The 22,188-nt window shown below is 73.6% G+C and carries 24 protein-coding genes; 18 read left to right on the forward strand and 6 right to left on the reverse strand.

Annotated elements, in window-relative coordinates; genetic code table 11:
• The first annotated feature begins 8 nt into the window (after positions 1–8).
• The 9 genes from BLW57_RS36355 (at position 9) to BLW57_RS36395 (ending at position 9,590) form a co-directional block, all read left to right on the forward strand.
• The gene (locus BLW57_RS36355) at positions 9–1,337 is read left to right on the forward strand and encodes a ThuA domain-containing protein (RefSeq protein WP_093479944.1); all 1,329 of its coding nucleotides are present in this window, start codon (positions 9–11) and stop codon (positions 1,335–1,337) included.
• 87 nt (positions 1,338–1,424) lie between these two features.
• Positions 1,425–2,546, forward strand: coding sequence for an inositol-3-phosphate synthase (locus tag BLW57_RS36360; protein ID WP_093479945.1), 1,122 nt, complete (start codon positions 1,425–1,427; stop codon positions 2,544–2,546).
• Positions 2,543–3,469 (forward strand): SCO3242 family prenyltransferase, encoded by a 927-nt coding sequence (locus BLW57_RS36365; RefSeq protein ID WP_371127825.1) that lies wholly within the window; start codon positions 2,543–2,545, stop codon positions 3,467–3,469. Before BLW57_RS36360 ends, BLW57_RS36365 begins: the two co-directional genes overlap by 4 nt.
• A complete protein-coding gene (locus BLW57_RS36370; protein ID WP_093479947.1) occupies positions 3,466–4,341 on the forward strand; it encodes a sugar phosphate isomerase/epimerase family protein in 876 nt (291 codons plus the stop codon). Before BLW57_RS36365 ends, BLW57_RS36370 begins: the two co-directional genes overlap by 4 nt.
• Before the next feature lie 43 nt (positions 4,342–4,384).
• Positions 4,385–5,026: an EboA domain-containing protein gene (locus tag BLW57_RS36375; protein WP_093479948.1), complete on the forward strand. Its 642-nt coding sequence runs from the start codon at positions 4,385–4,387 to the stop codon at positions 5,024–5,026.
• Positions 5,026–5,874 carry a TatD family hydrolase gene (locus BLW57_RS36380; RefSeq protein ID WP_093479949.1) on the forward strand — a complete coding sequence of 283 codons (849 nt, stop codon included), beginning with the start codon at positions 5,026–5,028 and terminating at the stop codon, positions 5,872–5,874. Before BLW57_RS36375 ends, BLW57_RS36380 begins: the two co-directional genes overlap by 1 nt.
• A gap of 3 nt (positions 5,875–5,877) precedes the next feature.
• Positions 5,878–7,047, forward strand: a complete 1,170-nt coding sequence (eboE, locus tag BLW57_RS36385) for a metabolite traffic protein EboE (RefSeq protein ID WP_093479950.1) — start codon at positions 5,878–5,880, stop codon at positions 7,045–7,047.
• Positions 7,044–8,435, forward strand: a complete 1,392-nt coding sequence (locus tag BLW57_RS36390; RefSeq protein WP_093479951.1) for an alkaline phosphatase family protein — start codon at positions 7,044–7,046, stop codon at positions 8,433–8,435. Before eboE ends, BLW57_RS36390 begins: the two co-directional genes overlap by 4 nt.
• Before the next feature lie 12 nt (positions 8,436–8,447).
• Positions 8,448–9,590: a sugar phosphate isomerase/epimerase family protein gene (locus BLW57_RS36395; protein WP_093479952.1), complete on the forward strand. Its 1,143-nt coding sequence runs from the start codon at positions 8,448–8,450 to the stop codon at positions 9,588–9,590.
• Positions 9,591–9,652: 62 nt separating this feature from the next.
• On the opposite strand, the gene BLW57_RS36400 is transcribed toward BLW57_RS36395, so the two are convergent.
• The 3 genes from BLW57_RS36400 to BLW57_RS36410 form a co-directional block, all read right to left on the reverse strand.
• Positions 9,653–10,066 (reverse strand): SRPBCC family protein, encoded by a 414-nt coding sequence (locus tag BLW57_RS36400; RefSeq protein WP_093479953.1) that lies wholly within the window; start codon positions 10,064–10,066, stop codon positions 9,653–9,655.
• Positions 10,067–10,188: 122 nt separating this feature from the next.
• Complete coding sequence (locus tag BLW57_RS36405; protein ID WP_093479954.1) at positions 10,189–10,419, reverse strand: response regulator transcription factor; 231 nt, start codon at positions 10,417–10,419, stop codon at positions 10,189–10,191.
• 217 nt (positions 10,420–10,636) lie between these two features.
• Entirely contained in the window at positions 10,637–11,458 is an 822-nt protein-coding gene (locus BLW57_RS36410; protein ID WP_093479955.1) for a serine hydrolase, read from the reverse strand.
• Between the two features lie 202 nt (positions 11,459–11,660).
• Here BLW57_RS36410 and BLW57_RS36415 point away from each other — a divergent pair, with 202 nt between their 5' ends.
• The 6 genes from BLW57_RS36415 to BLW57_RS36440 all read left to right on the forward strand — a co-directional run bounded on the left by BLW57_RS36415 (position 11,661) and on the right by BLW57_RS36440 (position 18,681).
• Entirely contained in the window at positions 11,661–12,698 is a 1,038-nt protein-coding gene (locus tag BLW57_RS36415; RefSeq protein WP_256339682.1) for a permease, read from the forward strand.
• Positions 12,695–13,426 carry a TIGR03943 family putative permease subunit gene (locus BLW57_RS36420; RefSeq protein WP_093479956.1) on the forward strand — a complete coding sequence of 244 codons (732 nt, stop codon included), beginning with the start codon at positions 12,695–12,697 and terminating at the stop codon, positions 13,424–13,426. Before BLW57_RS36415 ends, BLW57_RS36420 begins: the two co-directional genes overlap by 4 nt.
• A 149-nt stretch (positions 13,427–13,575) precedes the next feature.
• Positions 13,576–14,019: a universal stress protein gene (locus BLW57_RS36425; RefSeq protein WP_093479957.1), complete on the forward strand. Its 444-nt coding sequence runs from the start codon at positions 13,576–13,578 to the stop codon at positions 14,017–14,019.
• A gap of 262 nt (positions 14,020–14,281) precedes the next feature.
• On the forward strand, positions 14,282–16,666 hold the full coding sequence (locus BLW57_RS36430; RefSeq protein ID WP_093481076.1) for a phosphoketolase family protein: 2,385 nt from the start codon (positions 14,282–14,284) through the stop codon (positions 16,664–16,666).
• Positions 16,667–16,959: 293 nt separating this feature from the next.
• Complete coding sequence (locus tag BLW57_RS36435; RefSeq protein ID WP_093479958.1) at positions 16,960–17,556, forward strand: Rv1733c family protein; 597 nt, start codon at positions 16,960–16,962, stop codon at positions 17,554–17,556.
• A gap of 312 nt (positions 17,557–17,868) precedes the next feature.
• Positions 17,869–18,681: a LamG domain-containing protein gene (locus tag BLW57_RS36440; protein WP_256339683.1), complete on the forward strand. Its 813-nt coding sequence runs from the start codon at positions 17,869–17,871 to the stop codon at positions 18,679–18,681.
• A gap of 10 nt (positions 18,682–18,691) precedes the next feature.
• Here BLW57_RS36440 and BLW57_RS36445 read toward each other — a convergent pair whose 3' ends face one another.
• Positions 18,692–19,060 carry an STAS domain-containing protein gene (locus BLW57_RS36445; protein ID WP_176985858.1) on the reverse strand — a complete coding sequence of 123 codons (369 nt, stop codon included), beginning with the start codon at positions 19,058–19,060 and terminating at the stop codon, positions 18,692–18,694.
• A gap of 197 nt (positions 19,061–19,257) precedes the next feature.
• Here BLW57_RS36445 and BLW57_RS36450 point away from each other — a divergent pair, with 197 nt between their 5' ends.
• Positions 19,258–19,710 carry an ATP-binding protein gene (locus BLW57_RS36450; RefSeq protein WP_093479959.1) on the forward strand — a complete coding sequence of 151 codons (453 nt, stop codon included), beginning with the start codon at positions 19,258–19,260 and terminating at the stop codon, positions 19,708–19,710.
• 159 nt (positions 19,711–19,869) lie between these two features.
• Complete coding sequence (locus BLW57_RS36455) at positions 19,870–20,715, forward strand: SDR family NAD(P)-dependent oxidoreductase (RefSeq protein WP_093479960.1); 846 nt, start codon at positions 19,870–19,872, stop codon at positions 20,713–20,715.
• A 16-nt stretch (positions 20,716–20,731) separates the two neighbouring features.
• On the opposite strand, the gene BLW57_RS36460 is transcribed toward BLW57_RS36455, so the two are convergent.
• Both BLW57_RS36460 and BLW57_RS36465 read right to left on the reverse strand, forming a co-directional pair.
• Positions 20,732–21,142: a hypothetical protein gene (locus BLW57_RS36460; RefSeq protein WP_093479961.1), complete on the reverse strand. Its 411-nt coding sequence runs from the start codon at positions 21,140–21,142 to the stop codon at positions 20,732–20,734.
• A 230-nt stretch (positions 21,143–21,372) separates the two neighbouring features.
• Entirely contained in the window at positions 21,373–21,636 is a 264-nt protein-coding gene (locus BLW57_RS36465) for a GlsB/YeaQ/YmgE family stress response membrane protein (RefSeq protein WP_093479962.1), read from the reverse strand.
• A 189-nt stretch (positions 21,637–21,825) separates the two neighbouring features.
• On the opposite strand from BLW57_RS36465, the gene BLW57_RS36470 reads away from it, so the two are divergent.
• Positions 21,826–22,188 (forward strand): ArsR/SmtB family transcription factor, encoded by a 363-nt coding sequence (locus tag BLW57_RS36470; protein ID WP_093479963.1) that lies wholly within the window; start codon positions 21,826–21,828, stop codon positions 22,186–22,188.

The raw sequence follows: 22,188 nt of genomic DNA on the forward strand, positions 1-22,188 counted from the left end.
GGCACACCATGCGACCAACGGGCAGAATCACCACCGCGGTGCTCGGTGCCGCCCTGCTCCTCGGCTGTGTGACCGCACCCGCCGTGTCGGACCCGGCCCACCCCAAGCGCGTCCTGGTCTTCTCCAAGACCGCGGGCTTCCGGCACGACTCCATCCCCGAGGGCATCGAGGCCGTCCGGCAGCTCGGCCGGGCGAACGGCTTCACCGTCGACACCACCGAGGACGCGGGCGCCTTCACCGGGGGGAACCTCAGCCGCTACGACGCCGTGGTCTTCATGTCGACCACCGGTGACGTCCTCGACGCCGCCCAGCAGGACGCGTTCGAGGGGTACATCCGGCACGGCGGAGGTTACGTGGGTGTCCACGCGGCCGCCGACACCGAGTACGACTGGGCGTTCTACGGCGGCCTCGCGGGCGCCTGGTTCCAGAACCACCCGGCGATCCAGCCGGCCACGGTGAACGTGGAGGACCGCGCCCACCCGGCGACCTCGCACCTGGGACGGACCTGGGAGCGCACGGACGAGTGGTACAACTACCGCTCCGACCCGCGTGACCGCGCCCACGTCCTCGCCTCCCTGGACGAGACGTCCTACACCGGCGGCACCATGAACGGCGACCATCCGATCGCCTGGTGCCAGGACTACCAGGGCGGCCGCGCCTTCTACACCGGGGGCGGCCACACCAGGGAGTCCTACGCCGACCCCGCCTTCCGGCAGCACCTGCTGGGCGGCATCCGCTGGGTCGTCGGCGACACCCAGGCCGACTGCCGGCCCGAGAACGGCTACCGGCCGCTCTTCGACGGAACCTCCCTGGACGGCTGGCGACAGGCGGGCCCGGGCGGCTTCACCCTCTCCGACGACGGCACGCTCACGTCGACCGGGGGACTGGGGCTGCTCTGGTACACCCCGTCGAGCTTCGGCTCGTACTCGCTCAAGCTCGACTGGAAGGCCGCCGGCGACGACAACTCCGGGGTGTTCGTGGGCTTCCCGTCCTCGGACGACCCCTGGTCGGCGGTCGACAACGGATACGAGATCCAGATCGACGCCACCGACGTGCCCGAGAAGACCACCGGGTCCGTCTACGGCTTCCAGTCCGCCGACCTGAAGAAGCGCGACCGTGCGCTGAACCCGCCGGGGGAGTGGAACACGTACGAGATCCGGGTGCAGGGCGAACGCCTGCGCGTCTGGCTCAACGGCGTGAAGATCAACGATTTCACCAACACCGATCCGGCCCGGAGCCTGCGCGACGGACACATCGGCATCCAGAACCACGGAACCGGTGACGACGTGTCCTTCCGCGACATCCGGATCAAGGAACTGCCCGCCAAGGGCAGGTGAGCGGCGGCGGGCGGGGGACGCCGGACCCCCGCCCGCCGCCCTGGTCCCCCACTCACCCGGGGCTCGCGCCCGTCAAGGAGGCTGCCCATGTCCGCGTCCCTTCCCCGCACCCGCGTGGGAGTGTGGCTGATCGGTGCCCGCGGCTCCGTCGCCACCACCGCCGTGGCCGGCTGCGCCGCCGTAGCGGCGGGCCTGCGCCCGCCCACCGGCATGGTCACCGAGACGCCCCCGTTCGCCGACAGCGGTCTGCCGGCCCTCACGTCGCTGGTCTTCGGCGGCCACGACACGATGGACTGCCCGCTGCCCAAACGGGCGGAGGAGCTGGCCGCGGGCGGCGTCCTGCCGCACGGCCTCCCCGCGGCCGTGGCGGCCGAACTCGCCGCGGCCGACGCGGAGATACGGCCGGGCGGGCCGGCCCCGGGTGACACCCGGAGCACCGAGCGGCTGATCGCCGCCTTCACCGCCGACATCCAGGACTTCGTACAGCGCGGTGGCCTGGAGCGGGCCGTCGTCGTGAACGTGGCCTCCACCGAGCCGGCCGCCGACGGCGCGGCCCTGCCGCCGAGTTCGCTGTACGCGGCGGCGGCCCTGCGCGCCGGCTGCGGCTACGTCAACTTCACCCCGTCGACGGGACTGCACCACCCGGCCCTGGCCGCGGCCGCCGCGGCGAGCGGTGTGCCGTACGCCGGCCGGGACGGCAAGACCGGCCAGACCCTGTTGCGCTCGGTCCTCGGACCGATGTTCGCGCAGCGGGCGCTGGACGTGCGCGCCTGGTCCGGCACCAACCTGCTGGGCGGCGGCGACGGCGCGGCACTCGCCGATCCCGCGGCCGCCGCCGCCAAGAACGCCGGCAAGGAACGCGTCCTCACCGACACCCTCGGCGGCAGCCCCGAGGGCGAGGTCCACATCGACGACGTACCGGCGCTCGGCGACTGGAAGACCGCCTGGGACCACATCGCCTTCGACGGTTTCCTCGGCACCCGCATGGTCCTGCAGACCACCTGGCAGGGCTGCGACTCGGCCCTGGCGGCGCCCCTGGTCCTGGACCTGGCCCGACTGACCCTCCGCGCACAGGAGTCGGGCGCCCGCGGGCCCCTGACCGATCTCGGCTTCTACTTCAAGGACCCGGTGGGGGAGGGGCCTTCGGCGCTCGCGGAACAGTACGCGGCGCTCGTGCGGTTCGGGTGGCGGCTGCGGGGGGCCGCGTGAGCGCCCGGGCCTGGGCCGAACTGCTGCGTCTGCCCGCGCTGTTCACCGTGCCCGGTGACGTGCTGGCCGGGGCGGCGGCGGTACCGGGCCGGCCGGGCGGCCGTACCCTGCTGGCGGCCGCCTCCTCCCTCTGCCTCTACGAGGCCGGCATGGCGCTCAACGACTGGGCCGACCGGGAGGAGGACGCCGTCGAGCGACCGCACCGGCCCCTGCCCTCCGGCCGTGTCCGCCCCGCGGCCGCCCTCGCCGCGGCCGGTGCGCTCACCGCGGCGGGCCTGGCCCTCGCCGCCCGCGCCGGCCGCCCCGCCCTCGCCGTCGCGACGCCGCTCGCGGCGACGGTGTGGGCGTACGACCTGGTCCTCAAACGCACTCCGGCCGGACCCGTGGCGATGGCGGCGGCCCGCGGTCTCGACCTGCTGCTCGGCGCGGCGGCCACCGGGCCGGCGCGGGGGGTGGTGCACCGGGCCCTGCCCTCCGCCGCGCTGCTGAGCGCCCACACCCTGGCCCTGACCGCGGTCTCCCGCCACGAGACCACCGGGGGAGCCGCCCTGCCGCCGCTCACCGCACTGATCACGTCGGGCACCCTGGGGCTCCTGCTCGCCCGTGAACTCCCGGCGGGCCGGGGTGCCGCACCCACCCCCGGCCTGCCGGGCAGCGCCGGCGCCCGGCCACGGACGGGCCGGCCCCCGCTCGGCAGCGTGCTCACCGCCGCCTACACGGCCCTGGCCGCCCGCCCCTACCTCCACGCCGCTCTCCACCCCTCACCCCAGCTCACCCAGCGAGCCGTCGCCGGCGGCATCCGCGCGACCATCCCCCTCCAGTCCGCCCTCTGCGCCCGCGCCGGCGCCCCCGTCGCCGCGCTGTGCACCGCCGCGCTCGCCCCGCTCGCGGCGCGGTTCTCCAGAAAGGTGAGCGTCACATGACCCTCCGTTTCGGGTACGGCACCAACGGTCTCACCGGCCTGCGGCTGGACGACGCCCTCGCCCTGCTCGCCGACCTCGGCTACGACGGCGTCGGCCTGACCCTCGACCACATGCACCTCGACCCGCTCGCCCCCGGCCTCGCCGGCCGCACCCACCGGGTCGCGCAGCGGCTGGCCGAGCTGGGCCTCGACGTCACCGTGGAGACCGGTGCCCGCTACGTCCTCGACCCGCGCCGCAAGCACGGGCCCTCCCTGCTCGACCCGGACCCGGAGGCCCGCGCCCGCCGCGCGGACCTGCTCCTGCGGGCGGTACGGGTGGCCGCGGACCTCGGCGCGCGGGCCGTGCACTGCTTCAGCGGAATCGTTCCGCCCACAGTGGACGAACCGGCCACGGCATGGCAGCGGCTCACCGCGTCCCTCACCCCCGTCCTGGAGGCCGCGGGCACCGCCGGCGTCCCGCTCGCCGTCGAACCCGAGCCCGGCCACCTCCTCGCCACCCTCGCCGACTTCCACCACCTGCGCGCCCTCCTCGGCGACCCACCCGCCCTCGGCCTCACCCTCGACATCGGCCACTGCCAGTGCCTGGAACCCCTGCCGCCCGAGGACTGCGTGCACGCGGCCGCGCCCTGGCTCCGGCACGTCCAGATCGAGGACATGCGGCGCGGAGTCCACGACCACCTCCCGTTCGGGGAGGGCGAGATCGACTTCCCGCCGGTCCTCGCGGCCCTCGACGCCACCGGCTACCAGGGCCTCACGGTCGTGGAACTGCCCCGCCACTCCCACGCCGGCCCCCACCACGCGCAGACCTCACTGCCGTTCCTCCGCCGCGCCGCCGCGAGTCCCGTTCCCGTACCGGAAGGGAGCGCGTCGTGAAAGCACTCCACCGAGACCGCGCCACCGCCGAAGGGAGCACACCGTGACCCACGCGACCGTCGCGGCGTCGCCCTCCCTCGGCGCCCTGCGCGACCACCTCGACGCCCACCCCGACCGGGCCGCCCGCGAGTGGTACCGGCGGGCCCTGGCAGAAGCCGCCGACCATCCCGGCGGACACGGCCCGATCACCGTGTGGGAACTGCGGCTCGCGGAGGCCGGGCGCCGCTGCGGCAGCGGGCACGCCGACGCCGCCCGCGTCCTCATCCTGCACGCGGCCGGCGCCGACACCACCGCCCTCACCCGCGTCTACCGGCAGGGCACCGCCGCCGAACGCCGGGCCGTCCTGCTCGTCCTGCCCCACCTCGTGCCCGGACCGGACGCGCTCCCCCTGGTCGAGGACGCCCTGCGCACCAACGACACCCGGCTGATCGCGGCCGCCGTCGGCCCCTACGCGGCCCGCCACCTGGACGACCACGGCTGGCGGCACGCCGTCCTCAAGTGCCTGTTCACCGGCGTCCCCGTCGACGCCGTTGCCGGCCTCGCCCAGCGCGCCCGCGCCGACGCCGAACTCGCCCGGATGCTCACCGACTTCGCGGCCGAACGCACCGCGGCCGACCGTCCCGTCCCCAGCGGCCTGTACCGCGTGCTGGCCCTGGCCGGCGCGGAGACCCGCAAGGAGTCCTGATGCGCCTGTTCGACCCCCACATCCACATGACCTCCCGGACCACCGACGACTACGAGGCCATGCGGGCCGCCGGCATCCGCGCACTGGTGGAGCCCTCCTTCTGGCTCGGCCAGCCCCGCACCTCACCCGCCTCCTTCCTCGACTACTTCGACTCCCTGCTCGGCTGGGAGCCGTTCCGCGCCGCCCAGCACGGCATCGCCCACCACTGCACGCTCGCCCTCAACCCGAAGGAGGCCAACGACCCGCGCTGCGCCCCCGTCCTGGACGAACTGCCCCGCTATCTCGTCAAGGACCAGGTCGTCGCGGTCGGTGAGATCGGCTACGACTCGATGACCCCCGCCGAGGACAAGGCCCTCGCGGCGCAGCTCCAGCTCGCCGCCGACCACGGCCTGCCCGCCCTCGTGCACACCCCGCACCGCGACAAGCTCGCGGGACTGCGCCGCACCCTCGACGTCGTCCGCGAGTCCGCGCTGCCCATGGACCGGGTCCTGGTCGACCACCTCAACGAGACGACCGTCGGGGAGGCCAAGGACAGCGGCTGCTGGCTGGGCTTCTCCGTCTACCCCGACACCAAGATGGACGAGCGGCGGATGGTGCAGATCCTGCGCTCGCACGGACCGGAGAAGGTGCTCGTCAACTCCGCGGCCGACTGGGGCCGCAGCGATCCGCTGAAGACCCGCGCGGTGGCCGACCTGATGCTGGCCGAGGGATTCACCGCGGACGACGTCGACCGGGTCCTGTGGCGCAACCCGGTCGCCTTCTACGGGCTCAGCGGACGTCTGGACCTCGACGTGGCCCCGCCGGACGCCACCCACGAGGGCAACTCCCTCGCCCGCGGCGGGGAGTGAGGGATGCGCTTCCGGCATCCGGACGGCACGACCGTCCACCTCGCCTACTGCACGAACGTCCACCCCGCCGAGACCCTCGACGGCGTCCTCGCCCAACTGCGCGACCACTGCGAGCCGGTACGCCGCCGGCTCGGCCGCGACCGCCTCGGCATCGGTCTGTGGCTCGCCCACGACGCCGCCCGCGCCGTGGACACCGACCCGTCCGCGCTGCGCATGCTGCGCGGCGAACTCGACCGGCGCGGCCTGGAGGTCGTCACCCTCAACGGGTTCCCCTACGAGGGCTTCGGCTCCGACGAGGTCAAGTACCGGGTGTACCGGCCGGACTGGGCGGATCGCGAGCGCCTGGAGTACACCACCGCGCTGGCCCGGATCCTCGGCACGCTGCTGCCCGACGACGTCACCGAGGGCAGCGTCTCGACCCTGCCGCTCGGCTGGCGCACCACCTGGACCGCCGAGCGCGCCCGCACGGGCCACGAGGCCCTGCGCACCCTCGGCGCCCGCCTGGACGCGCTGGCGGAGCTGACCGGCCGCTCGATCCGCGTCGGCCTGGAACCCGAGCCCGGCTGCACCGTGGAGACCACCCACGACGCCCTGGCCCCGCTCACCGCCGTGCAGCACCCCCGCATCGGCGTGTGCGTCGACACCTGCCACCTCGCCACGTCCTTCGAGGACCCGCGGACCGCACTGGACGCCCTCGCCACCGCACGGATCCCCGTCGTGAAGTCCCAGCTGTCGGCCGCCCTGCACGCCGAACACCCCGGCCGGCCCGACGTGCGCGCCGCGCTCGCCGCGTTCGCCGAGCCCCGCTTCCTGCACCAGACCCGCACCGCCACGCCCGCCGGCCTGCGCGGCACCGACGACCTGCCCGAGGCCCTGAACGGCGACGCCCTCCCCACGACGGCACCGTGGCGCGCCCACTTCCACGTCCCCCTGCACGCCGACCCCGACGGGCCGCTGACCGCCACCCTCCCGGTGCTCCGCGACGCGCTCACCCGCCTCGTCGGCGGACCCCGCCCGCTCACCCGCCACCTGGAGGTCGAGACGTACACCTGGCAGGCGCTCCCGCCCGGCCTGCGCCCCCGCGGCCGGGACCGGCTCGCCGACGGCATCGCCGCCGAACTCGCCCTCGCCCGCGACCTGCTGACCGACCTGGGCCTGAAGGAGCTGCCATGACCGGACCCACCCCGCTGCTGGTCCTCGACGTCGTCGGCCTGACCCCCCGGCTCCTCGCCCACATGCCGCACCTCACGGCGCTCGCCGACAGCGGCTCCCGGGCCCACCTCGGTACCGTCCTGCCCGCCGTCACCTGCGCCGCCCAGTCGACCTTCCTCACCGGGACGCTCCCCGGCGAGCACGGCATCGTCGGCAACGGCTGGTACTTCCGCGAGCTCGGTGACGTCCTGCTGTGGCGCCAGCACAACGGCCTCGTCGCCGGCGACAAGATCTGGGACGCGGCCCGCCGCGCCCACCCCGGCTACACGGTCGCCAACATCTGCTGGTGGTACGCCATGGGCGCCGACACCGACATCACCGTCACCCCGCGCCCCGTCTACTACGCGGACGGCCGCAAGGAACCCGACTGCTACACCAGGCCGCCCGCCCTGCACGACGAACTCACGGGAAAACTGGGCACGTTCCCCCTCTTCCGGTTCTGGGGGCCGGGAGCCGACCTGGTCTCCAGCCAGTGGATCATCGACGCCACCCGGCACATCCTGCACACCCGCCACCCCGACCTGGCGCTCTGCTACCTCCCGCACCTCGACTACGACCTCCAGCGCTACGGCCCCGACGACCCGCGCTCCCTGCGGGCCGCCACCGACCTGGACACGGCGCTGGCTCCGCTGCTCGACGAGGCACGCGCGGAGGGCCGTACCGTCGTCGCCCTGTCCGAGTACGGCATCACCCGCGTCAGCAGGCCCGTCGACATCAACCGCGCGCTGCGCCGGGCGGGTCTGCTGGAGGTGCACACCCAGGACGGCATGGAGTACCTCGACCCGATGGCCTCCCGCGCCTTCGCCGTCGCCGACCACCAGATCGCCCATGTCTACGTGCGCCGGCCCGAGGACCTGGCCGCCACCCGCGCCGCCCTCGACGGGCTGCCCGGCATGGAGCAACTCCTCGACGACGAGGGCAAGAAGGCCCACCACCTGGACCATCCGCGCTCCGGTGACCTGGTCGCCGTCGCCGAACCGGACGCCTGGTTCACGTACTACTACTGGCTGGACGACGCCCGCGCCCCCGACTTCGCACGGCTCGTGGAGATCCACCGCAAGCCCGGCTACGACCCGGTCGAGCTGTTCATGGACCCCCACGACCCGTACGTCAAGGTCAAGGCGGCCACCGCGCTCGCCCGCAAGAAGCTCGGCCTGCGCTACCGCATGGCGGTCGTGCCCCTCGATCCCTCACCCGTCCGGGGCAGCCACGGCCGCCTCCCCCCGAGCGACGACGACGGTCCGCTCCTCCTGTGCTCCACCCCCCGCGCCGTCGGCGACCGCATCGCGGCCACCGACGTGAAACCGCTCCTGCTCCACCTCGCCGGTCTCCGCCCCGAACACCTGTGAAGGAAGGCACCCGTGAACAACACGCCTGACACCGACGACCAGCTGCGCCGCACTCTCGGCATCGGCCGCCGTCGCTTCCTGAGCACCTGCACCGCCGTCGCGGCGGGCGCGATCGCCGCACCCGCCTTCGGCGCGAGCCCCGTCCAGGCCGCTCCCCAGCCGGGCGGTGAGCACGGCAACGGGCAGGTCCTCGTCCCGGCCGACAGGCGCGGCATCATCCTGTACACCGTCCGCGACGCCATCGGCCGCGACCCGCAGTCCACGTCGCTGCCGTCCGGCTTCCGGGAGGTGTTCGAACAGCTCGCCCGGTTCGGCTACCAGCAGGTCGAGTTCGCCGGCTACGGTCAGCACGCCAACGCGCCCGGCGGGGCGAACCTGGAGTCCGTCGAGGGCGCGAAGCAGCTGCGCCGCTGGCTCGACGACCACGGGCTGCGGGCCCAGGGCAACCACGGCTTCATCCCCGGTTCCTGGCCGCTGAGCAGCACCGACCTGGACACCTTCAAGAAGCACCTGGAGATCGCCAACATCCTCGGCATGGCCCACGTGGGCACCGGTGGCGACCCCACCGGCAGTGCCTACCAGGCGGACTGGGACGTGGCCGCCGACAAGTGGCACGCCCTCGGCGAGCTGGCCCGCCGCGCCGGCCTCAAGCTGTACACCCACAACCACGACGCCGCCTACGGCTTCCTCCTCGACGGCGGCCCGCTCGACGCCCAGGGCCGGCCGACCCGCAGCTCCGGCATCCGCAAGCTGGAGTACTTCCTCTCCATCACCGACCCGAAGCTGGTCTGGCTGGAGATGGACATCTTCTGGGCGCACGTGGCCCAGTACAAGTTCCGTACCTACACCGCCCACGACGGCTCGACGCAGACGAACATCTTCGACCCGGCGGGCCTCGTCACCCGCCACGACAAGCGCTACCCGCTCTTCCACGCCAAGGACGGCGTCGTCAACGCGACGAACGGCATGGGCTACGACATGGTTCCGTTCGGCACCGGTGTCATCGACTACCGGACGTTCTTCTCCCGCGTGGGCCACCGCAACTACCACAACCCGATGGTCGAGCAGGACAACGCCCCGAGCTCCACCAGCCCGGGGCAGTCCCTGGAGCACGCGGCGATCGGCTACCGCAACCTGGCCGCGCTGCGCCGCTAGCGGCGGCGCCCGGCACACGAGTGCCTCCCCGGCGACCCCGGGGAGGCACTCGCCCCCTTCTCTCAGCCGGCCGCGAGGTCGGCCCGGAGGCGCACCTGCTCCTCCAGGCGGCGCAGGCTGCCGTCGAGCGCGTCGTTGACCGCCTGCTCGCCCGGGTCGTGGCCGGCCTCGAAGAAGGACAGGTGGACGGTCACCTCGCTGGCACCGCTGCCGATGCCCGCGACCTGCAGCCAGCCGGTGTAGCTGCCCTGCTCCCGGGTGCCCCACTCCAGGCGCATCTGGTCCGGCCGGGCCCGCAGCAGGGCCGCCATGTCCTCCCCGGACCGGTCCTCGTGCACGGTGACGGCAGGCGGGTCCCCCGCGTCCACGTGCAGCGCGTCGGGCAGCCAGGCATCGAGCTGGGAGGTGTTGGCCGCCTGGTCGAAGACGTGCTCGGGCTGTGCGGGCATCGTGCGGGAACGTTCGTACTCGGCCATGGCCGTACCGCCCCTCCGGTCGGAAGTCGTACCCCGACCGCGTGCCCAGTCGGGAGCCACCGAAAAGTCGGCATCCTTCGCGAACGGGACGCGGGAGCGGCCGGTCGTCGCCGTCGGGCCCGTCACAGGCCCAGTGCGATCGCCACGCGGGTCAGCTCGGCGGTGTTGGTGATGTTGAGCTTGGCCCGGATGCGGCGCAGGTAGGCGTCGACGGTGTGCTTGGAGAGTCCCATGTGGCGGGCCGTCTGCAGGTAGGTGCGGCCGGCGGCGATGTGCCGGAGCGTCTCCCGCTCGCGCGGAGCCAGCTCGGGGGCGGGGGCTTCGGTCTGCGGAAGGGTGAGAGTGGCGCTCATGGGGGGTTCCTCCGGCGGGCGGCTCGGGGGTCGCTGTGCTTGCGGGACAGCGGGGAGGTCTCTGACCGTTTAGGGCGTTTTGCCCTTGTTTCAATAGATTGCGCGCCCGACTTCATGAGGATGTCCGCCGACTGTCACAGGCGCGTCACAGGGGCGGGGAGGTGGTTTGAACCACCTCCCCGCCCCTGTGTTCACCTGCGCCCGTGCCGGGCCGCCGTCACGCCGCGGCGTCGCGTACCGCCCGTTCCACCAGGGAGACCCCGTCGCTCATGGACGCGCTGCCGTCGGACAGGGCCGCCACGAGGTACCGGTGCCCCTTCACGGTGACCTGGCCGATGCTGTTGACGTCCCACAGGCCGGTGGTGTTGCGCTGCAGCCAGCCGTTCTTCAGCGCCTGACGGGCGCCCGACCCCGGGTACGCCGAGACCCCCCAGGTCTGCTCGGGCACGACCCTGTTCATCAGGGTGCGGACATAGGTCCGGGACTGCGCGTCCAGGGTGCCGCGGCCCGTCTTCGCGGTTCCGGCGTCGTCGAAGACGGCGCGGAGCAGCCGTATCTGGTCGCCCACCGTCGTCTTCGTCAGTCCCCACCTCGTGCCCGACCCGCCGGTCGTCTCGGTCAGTCCGAGGCGCTTGTTGGCCGCGGCCAGGCCGGGGGCCCGGCCGATCGCGCGCCACAGGGCGTTGGCCGCCGCGTTGTCGCTGCGCCGGATCATCGGCTCGGCGAGTTTCCGTTCCGCGGCCGTCAGATGCCGTCCCGCGTCCTGCGCCTCGAGCAGCAGCGCCGCGAGGATGTCGACCTTGACGATGCTGGCGGTGTCGTACGCCTTGTCCTGCCCGTGGATCACAGGGGTGCGGCCCGTGCCGTCCAGGTCGAGCACGGCCGTCGTGGCGTGCGGCGCCTGCTCCTTGCCGGCCGTGCCGGAGCCGGTGGCGGCCGCCGCCGTCGCGGGTGCCACCAGGCCGAGGGAGAGCAGTGCCGCCGTCGAGGCCAGGAGCGTGCCGGCCGCGGAGCGCGAGGTGGGGGAGGGGTACGACATGGCTCCTGAACGTAGACAAAATGTGCCTCCGGTGACGTGGCCGCCGTCACTTCCGACCCTGTTCGCACCGGATTGTGAGAAGAGCCACCGTCCGGGTCGTCGGTCGCGCATTGGGGTGCTCGCCCGTGCGCGGCGGCGTGTACGCGCGGCCGGATGATCGCCCTCACATATCGTCGCCCGGACACCGACATCCGGAGTGATGATGGACAAATCGGATGAGTTGGTCGGTGTGGCCGAGGGTGTGGCGGTCGTACCCGTCGCCCCGCCCCTGAGCCGCATCCGCCCGTGGCCGTTCGGCGCCGCCCTCGTGCTCACGGCCGGTGCCACGGCCGTCCTGCTCCTCGCGGGCGCCCGCTGGCTGGACCAGCCCGCGGTGCAGGCCTGGCGCACCGTCTGCCTGGCCATCACCGTCCAGGCCCTGCCCTTCCTCCTCCTCGGCACCGCCCTGTCCGGCGCCATCAACGCGTTCGTGCCGGCCGACCTGTTCACCAGGGTGCTGCCGAAGCGGCCCGCCCTCGCGGTGCCGGTCGCGGGAGTCGCGGGCGCGGTGCTGCCGGGCTGCGAGTGCGCCTCCGTACCGGTCGCCGACAGCCTGATCCGCCGGGGCGTGACACCGGCCGCCGCCTTCGCGTTCCTCCTGTCCGCGCCGGCCATCAACCCGGTCGTGCTGACCGCCACCGCCGTGGCGTTCCCGGGCAGCCCCGCCATGGTCGTCGCCCGGCTGCTCGCCTCGCTCGGCACCGCCGCCGCCATGGGCTGGCTGTGGCTCTGGCTGGGCAAGGAGGAGTGGCTGCGGCCCCTCGTACGTCACCGGCACACCGGCCACCGGCACGGCCACAGCCGCTGGACCGAGTTCCGGCTCGGCTTCCAGCACGACTTCCTGAACGCCGGCGGTTTCCTCGTGCTGGGCGCCATGGCCGCGGCCACCTTCAACGTCGCCGTGCCCCGCTCCGTCCTCGACACGTTCTCCGGATCCGCCTGGCTGTCGGTGCTCTTCCTCGCGGCGCTCGCCGTGCTGCTGGCCGTCTGCTCGGAGGCCGACGCGTTCGTCGCGGCCTCCCTCACCGGCTTCTCGCCCACCGCCCGGCTCGCGTTCCTGGTCGTCGGCCCGATGGTCGACCTGAAGCTCATCGCCCTCCAGGCCGGCACCTTCGGACGTGCCTTCGCCTGGCGGTTCTGCGCCGCGACCACGGTGGTCGCGGTCACCGCGAGCGCCCTGATCGGAGGCGTACTGCTGTGAGACGCCCCGTACAGACCATGCTCCTGACACTGACCGGCCTCGGTCTGCTGCACGCGACCCTCCTCACCGACACCTACCTGCGCTACGTGAAGGCCGGACTGCGCCCCCTGCTGATCGTCTCCGGGCTGGTCCTGCTGGTCCTCGGCCTGGCGGGAGCCGCCGTCCGGGGATGGCAGCAGACCGCGGCGGCCGTCGGCCACGAGCACGGCCACGACCACACCGGAACCCCGCGCGTCGCCTGGCTGCTGTTCCTCCCGGCCGTGAGCCTGCTCTTCTACGCCCCGCCCGCGCCCGGCGCGTACACCGCCGCACACGCGAGCGACAAGCCGATCACCGTGCAGCGGGGATTCGCCCCGCTGCCCGCCGGCTCACCCCTGCCGCTGACCCTCACGGACTTCACCAAGCGCGTCCAGCAGGACCGCAGCAGGGCCATCGCCGGCCGCACCGTCCAGCTGACCGGGTTCGCCAGTCCGGCCGGCGACGACGGCTGGTACCTCACGCGGATCATCTTCAGCTGCTGCGCCGCCGACTCCCAGACGGTGAAGGTGCGCATGTACGGCGGTGAGGTGCCCGCGGCCGACACCTGGCTCGCCGTGACCGGGACCTGGCACCCCCAGGGCACCCTCGGCACGAAGACCGCCCCGGCGGCACTCGACGTCCGGGACGCCCGGCCCGTCGCCCAGCCGGTGAACGCCTACACCGACGACCTGCCGCTCCGGCCGTCCTGACCCCGGCCGCGGATGCGCGCTGTCCGCGGGAGGCCGCCGCCCTCATGCCCCCGGCCGCTCATTTCTGGCGGTACGGCGGCACCGCGGGCAGCGTGGAAGGAGGGAACAACGCGCGGGCCGGCGCCCTTGCCGCAGGAGAGGTGGCACACATGGACAGGGAAGTCTCCCAGCCGCGGATCGTGGTGGGCGTCGACGGCTCGCCGTTCTCGTACGAGGCGCTGCACTGGGCCGTACGCTACGCCGCCCTCGTCGGGGGCACCGTGGACGCGGTCACCGCCTGGGAGCTGCCGGGGCTGTACGGATGGTCGGCACCGGCCGTCGACACGGACATCGACGTGGACGAGGCCCGGCAGCGGATGACGCGGGAACTGACCGACGTGCTCGGCGCGGAGGGGGCGGCCTCGGTCAGCACCCACGTGGCCCACGGCAACCCCGCCGAGGTGCTGCTGCGGGCCGCCGAGGGCGCCGAGGTCCTGGTCGTCGGCAGCCGGGGGCGGGGCGGCTTCGCCCGCGCGCTGCTCGGCTCGGTCAGCCAGCACGTCTCGCAGCACGCCGGCTGCCCGGTCGTGATCGTGCGCGCCCCGGCCTCGTGACGCGGCGCCGCCCGCCCGGCGGCCGGCCACCCGCCCCCGCCTGGGACGTCCTTCCGGCGCGCCGTCGCCGCTGAGGGGCCGGTCGGCCCCGGCCGGGGACCACCGGTCCCTCGCCCGGCCGACACCGCGCCACCACGCTGGAACCCGACCGCTCGTCCGGGAGGTGGAGACCACGCCCGCCCGGGGTACCGCGACAGACGACCCGCCGCTCGCCGTCGTACCCGGAGCCCGCCCGACCCTGCCGACCACCATCGGAGTTCCCATGACCGAGAAGGCCGTCCACCGGGACGCCCCCGCACTCACCGACGAGGAACTGCGCACCCTGGACGCGCACTGGCGTGCCGCCAACTACCTGGCCGCCGGCCAGATCTACCTCATGGCCAACCCGCTGCTGACCGAACCGCTGCGAGCCGAGCACATCAAGCCCCGGCTGCTCGGCCACTGGGGCACCTCACCGGGCCTCAACCTCGTGTACACGCACCTCAACCGTGTGATCAAGGCGCGTGACCTGGACGTGCTGTGCGTGTGGGGGCCGGGACACGGGGGACCGGCCGTCCTGGCGGGCTCCTGGCTGGAGGGCAGCTACAGCGAGACGTACCCGGACGTGTCCCGGGACGCGGCCGGCATGGGACGGTTGTTCCGGCAGTTCTCCTTCCCCGGCGGGGTGCCCAGCCACGTGGCTCCCGAGACGCCCGGCTCGATCCACGAGGGAGGCGAACTCGGCTACTCCCTCGCGCACGCCTACGGCGCCGCCTTCGACAACCCCGACCTGCTGGTGGCCTGCGTCATCGGCGACGGCGAGGCGGAGACCGGCCCGCTCGCCGCGTCCTGGCACTCCAACAAGTTCCTCGACCCGGCGCACGACGGAGCCGTGCTGCCGATCCTGCACCTGAACGGCTACAAGATCGCCAACCCGACCGTGCTGTCCCGGCTCCCCGAGGACGAACTCGACGCGCTGCTCCGGGGGTACGGCCACGACCCCCTGTACGTCGAGGGCGACGACCCGGCCGAGGTGCACCGCGCCCTCGCGGCCGCCCTCGACGAGTCCCTGGACCGCATCGCGCGCACGCAGCGCGCCGCCCGGGCGGAGGGGACCGCCGAGCGCGCGGCCTGGCCGATGATCGTCCTGCGCACCCCCAAGGGCTGGACCGGCCCCGCCGAGGTCGACGGCGTACCGGTCGAGGGCACCTGGCGCGCCCACCAGGTCCCGCTGGCCGGTGTCCGTGACAACCCGGCCCACCTCCGACAACTGGAGCAGTGGCTGCGGTCCTACCGGCCGGAGGAGCTGTTCGGACCCGACGGACGGCCCGGCCCCGACGTCGTCGCCTGCGTGCCCGAGGGGGTCAAACGGCTCGGGGCGAGCCCGCACGCCAACGGCGGCCTGCTCGTCCGCGCCCTGCCGATCCCGTCCCTCGACGACTTCGCCGTACCCGTCGACAAACCGGGCACGACCCTGCACGAGCCCACCCGGGTCCTCGGCTCGCTCCTGCGGCAGGTCATGGCGGACACCCGGGAGAGCCGGGACTTCCGGCTCGTCGGCCCCGACGAGACCGCCTCCAACCGGCTCCAGGCCGTCTTCGACGCCAGCGGCAAGGCCTGGCAGGCGGCGACGCTCCCCGTGGACGAGCATCTCGACCGGCACGGCCGGGTGCTGGAGATCCTCTCCGAACACCTCTGCCAAGGCTGGCTGGAGGGTTATCTGCTGACCGGACGGCACGGGCTGTTCTCCTGCTACGAGGCGTTCGTGCACATCGTCGACTCGATGGTCAACCAGCACATCAAGTGGCTGAAGACCTCGCGCACCCTGTCCTGGCGGGCTCCCGTCGCCTCGCTCAACTACCTGCTGACCTCCCACGTCTGGCGCCAGGACCACAACGGTTTCTCCCACCAGGACCCCGGATTCGTCGACCACGTCCTCAACAAGAGCCCCGAGGTGGTCCGCGTCTACCTGCCGCCGGACGCCAACACCCTGCTGTCGGTCGCCGATCACGCGCTCCGCAGCCGCGACTACGTCAACGTGATCGTGGCCGGCAAGCAGCCCTGCTTCGACTGGCTGACGATGGAGCAGGCCCGCGACCACTGCGCGCGCGGCGCCGGAATCTGGGAGTGGGCCGGCACCGAGAACGGCGGCGAACCCGACGTGGTCCTCGCCTGCGCCGGTGACGTGCCCACGCAGGAGGTGCTGGCCGCCGCCCAACTGCTGCGCCGCCACCTGCCCGGCCTCGCGGTACGGGTGGTCAACGTGGTCGACATGACCCGGCTGCTGCCGCGCGACGACCACCCGCACGGCATGAGCGACTTCGAGTACGACGGCCTCTTCACCGCCGACAAGCCGGTGATCTTCGCCTACCACGGCTATCCGTGGCTGATCCACCGCCTCGCCTACCGCCGCATCGGGCACGGCAACCTGCACGTGCGCGGATACAAGGAGTCGGGCACCACCACCACACCGTTCGACATGGTCGTACGCAATGATCTCGACCGCTACCGGCTGGTCATGGACGTCATCGACCGGGTGCCCGGGCTCGCGGTGCGGGCCGCCGCCGTACGCCAGGCCATGGCGGACGCACGGATCCGGCACCAGGCGTGGATCCGCACCCACGGCACCGATCTGCCCGAGGTCGCGGACTGGACCTGGGAGGGCTGAGCGCACAGCGCGCCGGCCGCCGGGACCGTCCGTCCCCGGCGGCCGCTCTCTCGGACGGCCGGGATCCGGGGGGAGGTGCACGATGGTGTAGTGACCCTCGGTGGCCGAAGCCGGGAGACCGTCCCGGTGCCGCTCGCCGTCCGCCCCGCGGGTTCTGTGCCGGGCGAAGAGAACGCGCGGTGCGCGCCGGCCGGCCGCCCCGGCACCCGGACCCCGGTCCGGGCGCGCCGGACGCCGAGCGCACGGGTACGCCCCGAGGCGTGGCCGCCGGCGCACGAGAGGAGGCGGTGACGATGACCCGGACACCTCCCACAACGGTCACCCCGGTACGGCTGTGGCGATGGCGCCGCAACCCGCTCAAACGCCACAGCGACGTCGTCGAGGCCTGGATCGTCCTGGCCACCTGGGTGCTCGTCCTCATCGGCGGGACCCTCGCCGGCATGCTGGCGGCACAGTCCTCCGACGCGGCGTTCACCGCGCGCCGGGCCCAGCTGCACTCGGTGTCCGCCGTGCTGACCGACGACGCGGCGCGGACCCCGCCGTCCTCGACCGGGTACGACGACGGGCGGGTCTGGGCTGCCGTGCGCTGGACCGACCCCGACGGCTCGGTGCACACCGACCGGGCCAAAATCTTCCCGGGCGCCCCAGCCGGGAGCCGGCTGACGGTGTGGGCCAACCGCTCGGACCACGTCGTGCCCGCCCCGGTGACCGGGTCCGCGGCCGACGCCCAGGCGGCCCTCACCGGTGCCATCGTCGCCCCGTCGGCCGCCGCCGCCGTCTGGGCCGCGGGCTGGGTCGTGCGCAACCGGCTCATCCGCCGGCGCATGGCCGAGTGGGACGAGGAGTGGAAGCGGATCGGGCCGCGCTGGGGGACCCCGAGCGGAGCCTGAGCGACGGGACCCGTCCCGGACGGGAGGCGATGGCGCCGGCCGGGCCGTGCGGACAGGGGAGGGCGGGAAGGGCCATCCGCTTCTCGCGGATCCTGATTGCGCGGTGCGCGACTCCCGGCCGCTTCCCCGCGTCTGTTTCGGATCCTTCCCGCCACCACCAGCACACCACGGAATCGGCTCGGGCACCAGGGGCGCACGGCCGGGTTCCGCGACCCCGCCCCCCTTCGGTGCGCCGTCCCTCGAAGGGGTGGTTCCCAAGGCCAGGCCGGAGTGTCGGCGCATGACCGGAAGGCAGCCGGTGAGAAACACGGCATGCAGCAACCGCATCCGGGCAGCCCGTTCCCGGTTCCGCGCACCCCGTCCCCGACCGACGTCGTCTTCACGGCGGACTTCGCCTCCACCGAGCAGTGGGTGGAGGGCCGCTCATGGGCCTATCCCGGCGGCGGCCCGGTGAACCCGGACGACGACAAACTGGACTACCTCGTGACCGACCCCTCCTACTGCCGCACGGGCCTCTTCCGGGCCGTACGCAGGCGGGACGGCAGGTGGAACACGGGGCTGCTGACCACCGAGGGCAGCGACCAGTCGTTCATGGTCCGCTCGGGAGACGTGCTGGAGGCCCGGGTGCGGCTGCCCCGCGAGGTCGGGGCGTGGCCGGCGATCTGGACCTGGCGCGACGGCGACCAGGAGATCGACGTCTTCGAGTACCACCCGGACAATCCGAACCTGCTGGAGTTCGGCAACCATGTGCGCGACACCGGCTCCGCCTTCCGCAGCGACGCCGTACGGCCCGGTGCCTGGATCGACCTGAGGACCGAGTTCGGGGCCGAATCCGTCGTCTGGTGGGTGAACGGCACCCGGGCCTTCGCGGACCGGCGCGGGGTGGGCCGCCGCTGGCACGCGTACCTCATCGTCAACCTGTCGGTGTGCGCGGGCCGCTACCACCCGGCGCCCGCTCCCGGGACGCGCGAGATGTCGTACGAGGTGAGCGGCCTCCTCGTACGCCGTCCCGCGCCGGCCGGGGGAAAGTCCCACGGGGCGCCGCACACCGAGGGCGGGGAGCCGGCCGTGCCGCCGCCCGCCGCCGGCGGGGACGCGGCCGCCCTGGACGACGCGACCGGATGAGCGGGCCGGATCAGGCCGCCATCGCCTCCCGCACGTCCGGGTAGCAGTCGATGAGCGTGGTGAGGCCGACGATCTCCAGGGTCCGCAGGACGGGCCTGCGGACGCCGGCCAGCCGCAGCCACCCGCCGGGATCATGGGCCTGATGGGCGCCGATGAGGACGTTGATGCCGCTGGAGTCCATGAAGGCGACACCGGCGAAGTCCGCGACCGTACGGGCCGCCTCCGGAGGGTCGGGGGCCAGGGCCTGGCGGAGCAGACCCGAGGTGTGGTGGTCGATCTCCCCGGCCAGCGTCACGACGGCGACACCGTCGACGACGGCACGGCTGATCGACAGCCCGTCCGGTTCTGCTGCTTCGTATATGTGTGCAGTGTCTGCCACGCGTTCCTCGACAACGCTCGACGATCCTTGACCACAGCTTCCCCCTCCCCCTGGCTGCCCAGGATCGCGCGGAGGATGCCTGACGGACCCGTCCTCGATCGGCAGGCGTGCGGGCCGGGAACCCGGGTACACGCGGCTCTGTGAACGGGGTGACGAAGTGTGTCCGGAAGGAATCGGGTTCCCTCGGTGAGGGGCCTTTGGGGCCGCGCCGCGAGCCGTTGCAGCTGGCGGTGGAGCTGGACGGTGGCGACGGCGGGTGCATCGCACGGGCCCGCGACCGGGCCGGGGCGTTCCTCGCCCGGGCGCAGGCGGCCCACGGGGTGCCGGTGACGGCCCGCACGATGGATCTGACCCAGCTCGTCGTCAGCGAGCTGGTCACCAACGCCTGCAAGTACGCGCCCGGACCGGTGCTGCTGGTCCTGCGCATCGCCGACGGCGCGGTGGAGACGGAGGTCTGGGACAGCGATCCCGTCCTGCCGGTGGCCAGGGCCGCCGACCCGGGCCGGGTGGGCCAGCACGGTCTGGAGATCGTGATGGCCGTCGTCCAGGGCTTCGAGGTACGGCGGGAACCGGTCGGCAAGCGCATCACCGCCCGCATCGCCCTCTGGGACGACCCCGTCCGGGACGTCGGCGACAGCGCCGCCCACTGACGGACGCGGCACCGCGGTAACGCTCGCCGACCCGTGAGCGCCCGGCGTGCGGGTGTGGTTTCGCCCGCGCCGGCGCCGGAAACCCGGCAGCGCGACGAAGGCCGCCCCGGCATCACGTCCGGGACGCGCCGTCGCGCCGTCGAGGGAAGGGGCGGGGCGATGACCTGGGACCAGACACCCGGCACGGCCCTGGTGACCGGAGCGTCGTCGGGCATCGGCGCCGAGTACGCCCGGCAACTGGCCGAGCGCGGCTGGGACCTGGCCCTGGTGGCCCGGCGGGCCGAACGGCTCACCGCGCTCGCGGACCGGCTGCGCGAGCACACGGGAGCGGCCGTGGAGACGCTGGTCGCCGACCTCGCCCGGCCCGCCGATCTCGCCCGCGTCGAGGCGCGAGCCGCCGCCGACGACGTGACCCTGCTGGTGAACAACGCCGGGATCAACGGGTACGGGCCGTTCGCCGAGGTCGACGCGGCCCTGCTCACCAAGGTGCTCCACGTGAACGTCGTGGTGCCCACGGTGCTGGCCCGCGCGGCCGTCCCGGGCATGCTGACGCGCGGCCGTGGCGCGGTCGTCAACGTCGCCTCGCTGCTGGCGTTCGCGGGGGACCTGGCCCCCGGCCCCCTGCCCCACCGGGCCGTCTACGGAGGCACCAAGGGCTACCTGGTGACGTTCACCAGGACCCTGGCCGCCGAACTCGCCGGCACGCCGCTGCACCTCCAGGTCGTCTGCCCCGGTCTCACCGCCACCGAGTTCCACCTCACGTCGGGCGAGGCTCCCGTACCGGGCGCGGAACGGGTCCACGAGGACGGCGGGATGGCGGCGTCCGACGTCGTCACCGCGTCCCTGGCCGCGCTCGACTCCGGCGAGGCGGTGTGCGTGCCCGGTCTGCGTGAGGCGGAGGCCGTGGATCGTCTCGCCGCCGCGGAACTCGCCCTGCGCGAGGGCTCCGGGCGGTCCCTCGCCCCTCGCTACCGCACCGTGGCGCCCTCGGACATCGGCGGCTGAGCACGGCCCCGCGCGGTCACATCCTGCGCAGGACGACGAGCAGGACGAGCAGCACGGTGGCGCCGGCCGTGGTGCCGTGGGCGACCACCGCCGTGAGCGGGAAGTGCCGTTCGGCCGTGGCACCGCCCTGCGAATGGCGGCCGGAACTCGGCAGCCAGCGCAGCAGCATCATGAAGCCGAACGCGGCGACGATCAGCACCACCGCACAGGCCGCCCAGGCCGAACTCCGCACCCCGCCCACGACATAGGCGGTCCAGGCGGCGAGGCCGGTCACGGCGAGGGCCACATGGCCCAGCACGAGCCACAGCGGCAGCCGTGTCACACCCGGTGTGCGCTGGCGCAGCCCGCCGTGGCGGATCCACACGGCGGCCAGGTAGCCGCCGAGGCCCGCGGTCAGCAGCCAAGCGCACAGAACGAAGAGCCGCATTCGTTTCGCCCCCCTGTCCTGGTACGGCCGGACCCGAAGCGGCGCGAGGTGGCCGCGTTCCTCAGGACAGCGCACGAGGCGGGAGGAGTCCGGACATCCATCCATCGATTCACCCTTAGGGGTGAAAAGAACAGGAGGGTCCCCATATGCGGGAACCCCGCCGGATCCTCTTCTCCGGCGGGGGTTCGGGCTGTGCCGGCCGACGACGGGCCGCGTCCCGGCGGGCGCCCTCAGTTCCGCACCATGACCCGGCTCAGGGCGGCCACGCCGAGCGCCGCGAGGGCGATCTGGATGAGCCATTCGATCCAGTCGACGCCCTTGGTGTCGGCGACACCGAGTCCGGCCGCGATGGCGGTTCCGATGAAGGCGGCGACGATGCCGACCACGATCGTCCAGAGAATGCCGATGTGCTGACGGCCGGGGACGACGAGCCGTCCCAGGACACCGATCACGATGCCGATGACGAGTGCGCTGATGATCCCGGATATCTCCATGGCTGGCAGGCCACCCCTTCGTCGTTGATGGCATACGTGTGCCCGCTCGACATCGCGGCACGCTCACGGGGGCCGCGGTCCGCGCCGTCCGTCCGGAGGTGACACCCTGCCGGAGGGTCTTCCAAAGCCGCGCCTACACTTGGTGAGCGTGTGTGCTCCGACGGTGACGAGCGTGGACGGGAGGGAACCGTGAGGGACGACGGCACCGGCTTCGAGGATCCGCCCGCCGAGGTGCTGTCGGATGCCGCCGCGGCGTTCGGTCTGCTCGCCTCCGCGGCCCGCCTGCACCTGATGTGGGCCCTGTCGCAGGGCGAGAGCGACGTCACGCATCTCGCCGACCGGGTGGGCGGAGCCCTGCCCGCCGTCAGTCAGCACCTGGCGAAACTCAGACTCGCCGGCCTCGTACGCTCCCGCCGCGAGGGCCGACGGCAGGTGTACTACGTCGACGATCCGGACGTCGTCACCCTGGTCCGGGTCATGGTCCGTCAGCTGACGGCACGGCCGCGCCACCGCACCGGGGGAGCGGACCGGCTGCGCGGGACCGGAGCCTGA

The sequence above is a fragment of the Streptomyces sp. 1222.5 genome, assembly GCF_900105245.1.
Lineage (GTDB): Bacteria > Actinomycetota > Actinomycetes > Streptomycetales > Streptomycetaceae > Streptomyces > Streptomyces albidocamelliae.

Coding starts and splice junctions, on each gene's coding strand:
- BLW57_RS36360 (WP_093479945.1), top strand. CDS start 1,425: ATGTCCGCGTCCCTTCCCCGCACCCGCGTGGGAGTGTGGCTGATCGGT.
- BLW57_RS36410 (WP_093479955.1), bottom strand. CDS start 11,458: ATGTCGTACCCCTCCCCCACCTCGCGCTCCGCGGCCGGCACGCTCCTG.
- BLW57_RS36440 (WP_256339683.1), top strand. CDS start 17,869: ATGCAGCAACCGCATCCGGGCAGCCCGTTCCCGGTTCCGCGCACCCCG.
- BLW57_RS36460 (WP_093479961.1), bottom strand. CDS start 21,142: ATGCGGCTCTTCGTTCTGTGCGCTTGGCTGCTGACCGCGGGCCTCGGC.
- BLW57_RS36355 (WP_093479944.1), top strand. CDS start 9: ATGCGACCAACGGGCAGAATCACCACCGCGGTGCTCGGTGCCGCCCTG.
- BLW57_RS36400 (WP_093479953.1), bottom strand. CDS start 10,066: ATGGCCGAGTACGAACGTTCCCGCACGATGCCCGCACAGCCCGAGCAC.
- BLW57_RS36415 (WP_256339682.1), top strand. CDS start 11,661: ATGGACAAATCGGATGAGTTGGTCGGTGTGGCCGAGGGTGTGGCGGTC.
- BLW57_RS36465 (WP_093479962.1), bottom strand. CDS start 21,636: ATGGAGATATCCGGGATCATCAGCGCACTCGTCATCGGCATCGTGATC.
- eboE (WP_093479950.1), top strand. CDS start 5,878: ATGCGCTTCCGGCATCCGGACGGCACGACCGTCCACCTCGCCTACTGC.
- BLW57_RS36435 (WP_093479958.1), top strand. CDS start 16,960: ATGACCCGGACACCTCCCACAACGGTCACCCCGGTACGGCTGTGGCGA.
- BLW57_RS36380 (WP_093479949.1), top strand. CDS start 5,026: ATGCGCCTGTTCGACCCCCACATCCACATGACCTCCCGGACCACCGAC.
- BLW57_RS36405 (WP_093479954.1), bottom strand. CDS start 10,419: ATGAGCGCCACTCTCACCCTTCCGCAGACCGAAGCCCCCGCCCCCGAG.
- BLW57_RS36390 (WP_093479951.1), top strand. CDS start 7,044: ATGACCGGACCCACCCCGCTGCTGGTCCTCGACGTCGTCGGCCTGACC.
- BLW57_RS36425 (WP_093479957.1), top strand. CDS start 13,576: ATGGACAGGGAAGTCTCCCAGCCGCGGATCGTGGTGGGCGTCGACGGC.
- BLW57_RS36430 (WP_093481076.1), top strand. CDS start 14,282: ATGACCGAGAAGGCCGTCCACCGGGACGCCCCCGCACTCACCGACGAG.
- BLW57_RS36370 (WP_093479947.1), top strand. CDS start 3,466: ATGACCCTCCGTTTCGGGTACGGCACCAACGGTCTCACCGGCCTGCGG.
- BLW57_RS36455 (WP_093479960.1), top strand. CDS start 19,870: ATGACCTGGGACCAGACACCCGGCACGGCCCTGGTGACCGGAGCGTCG.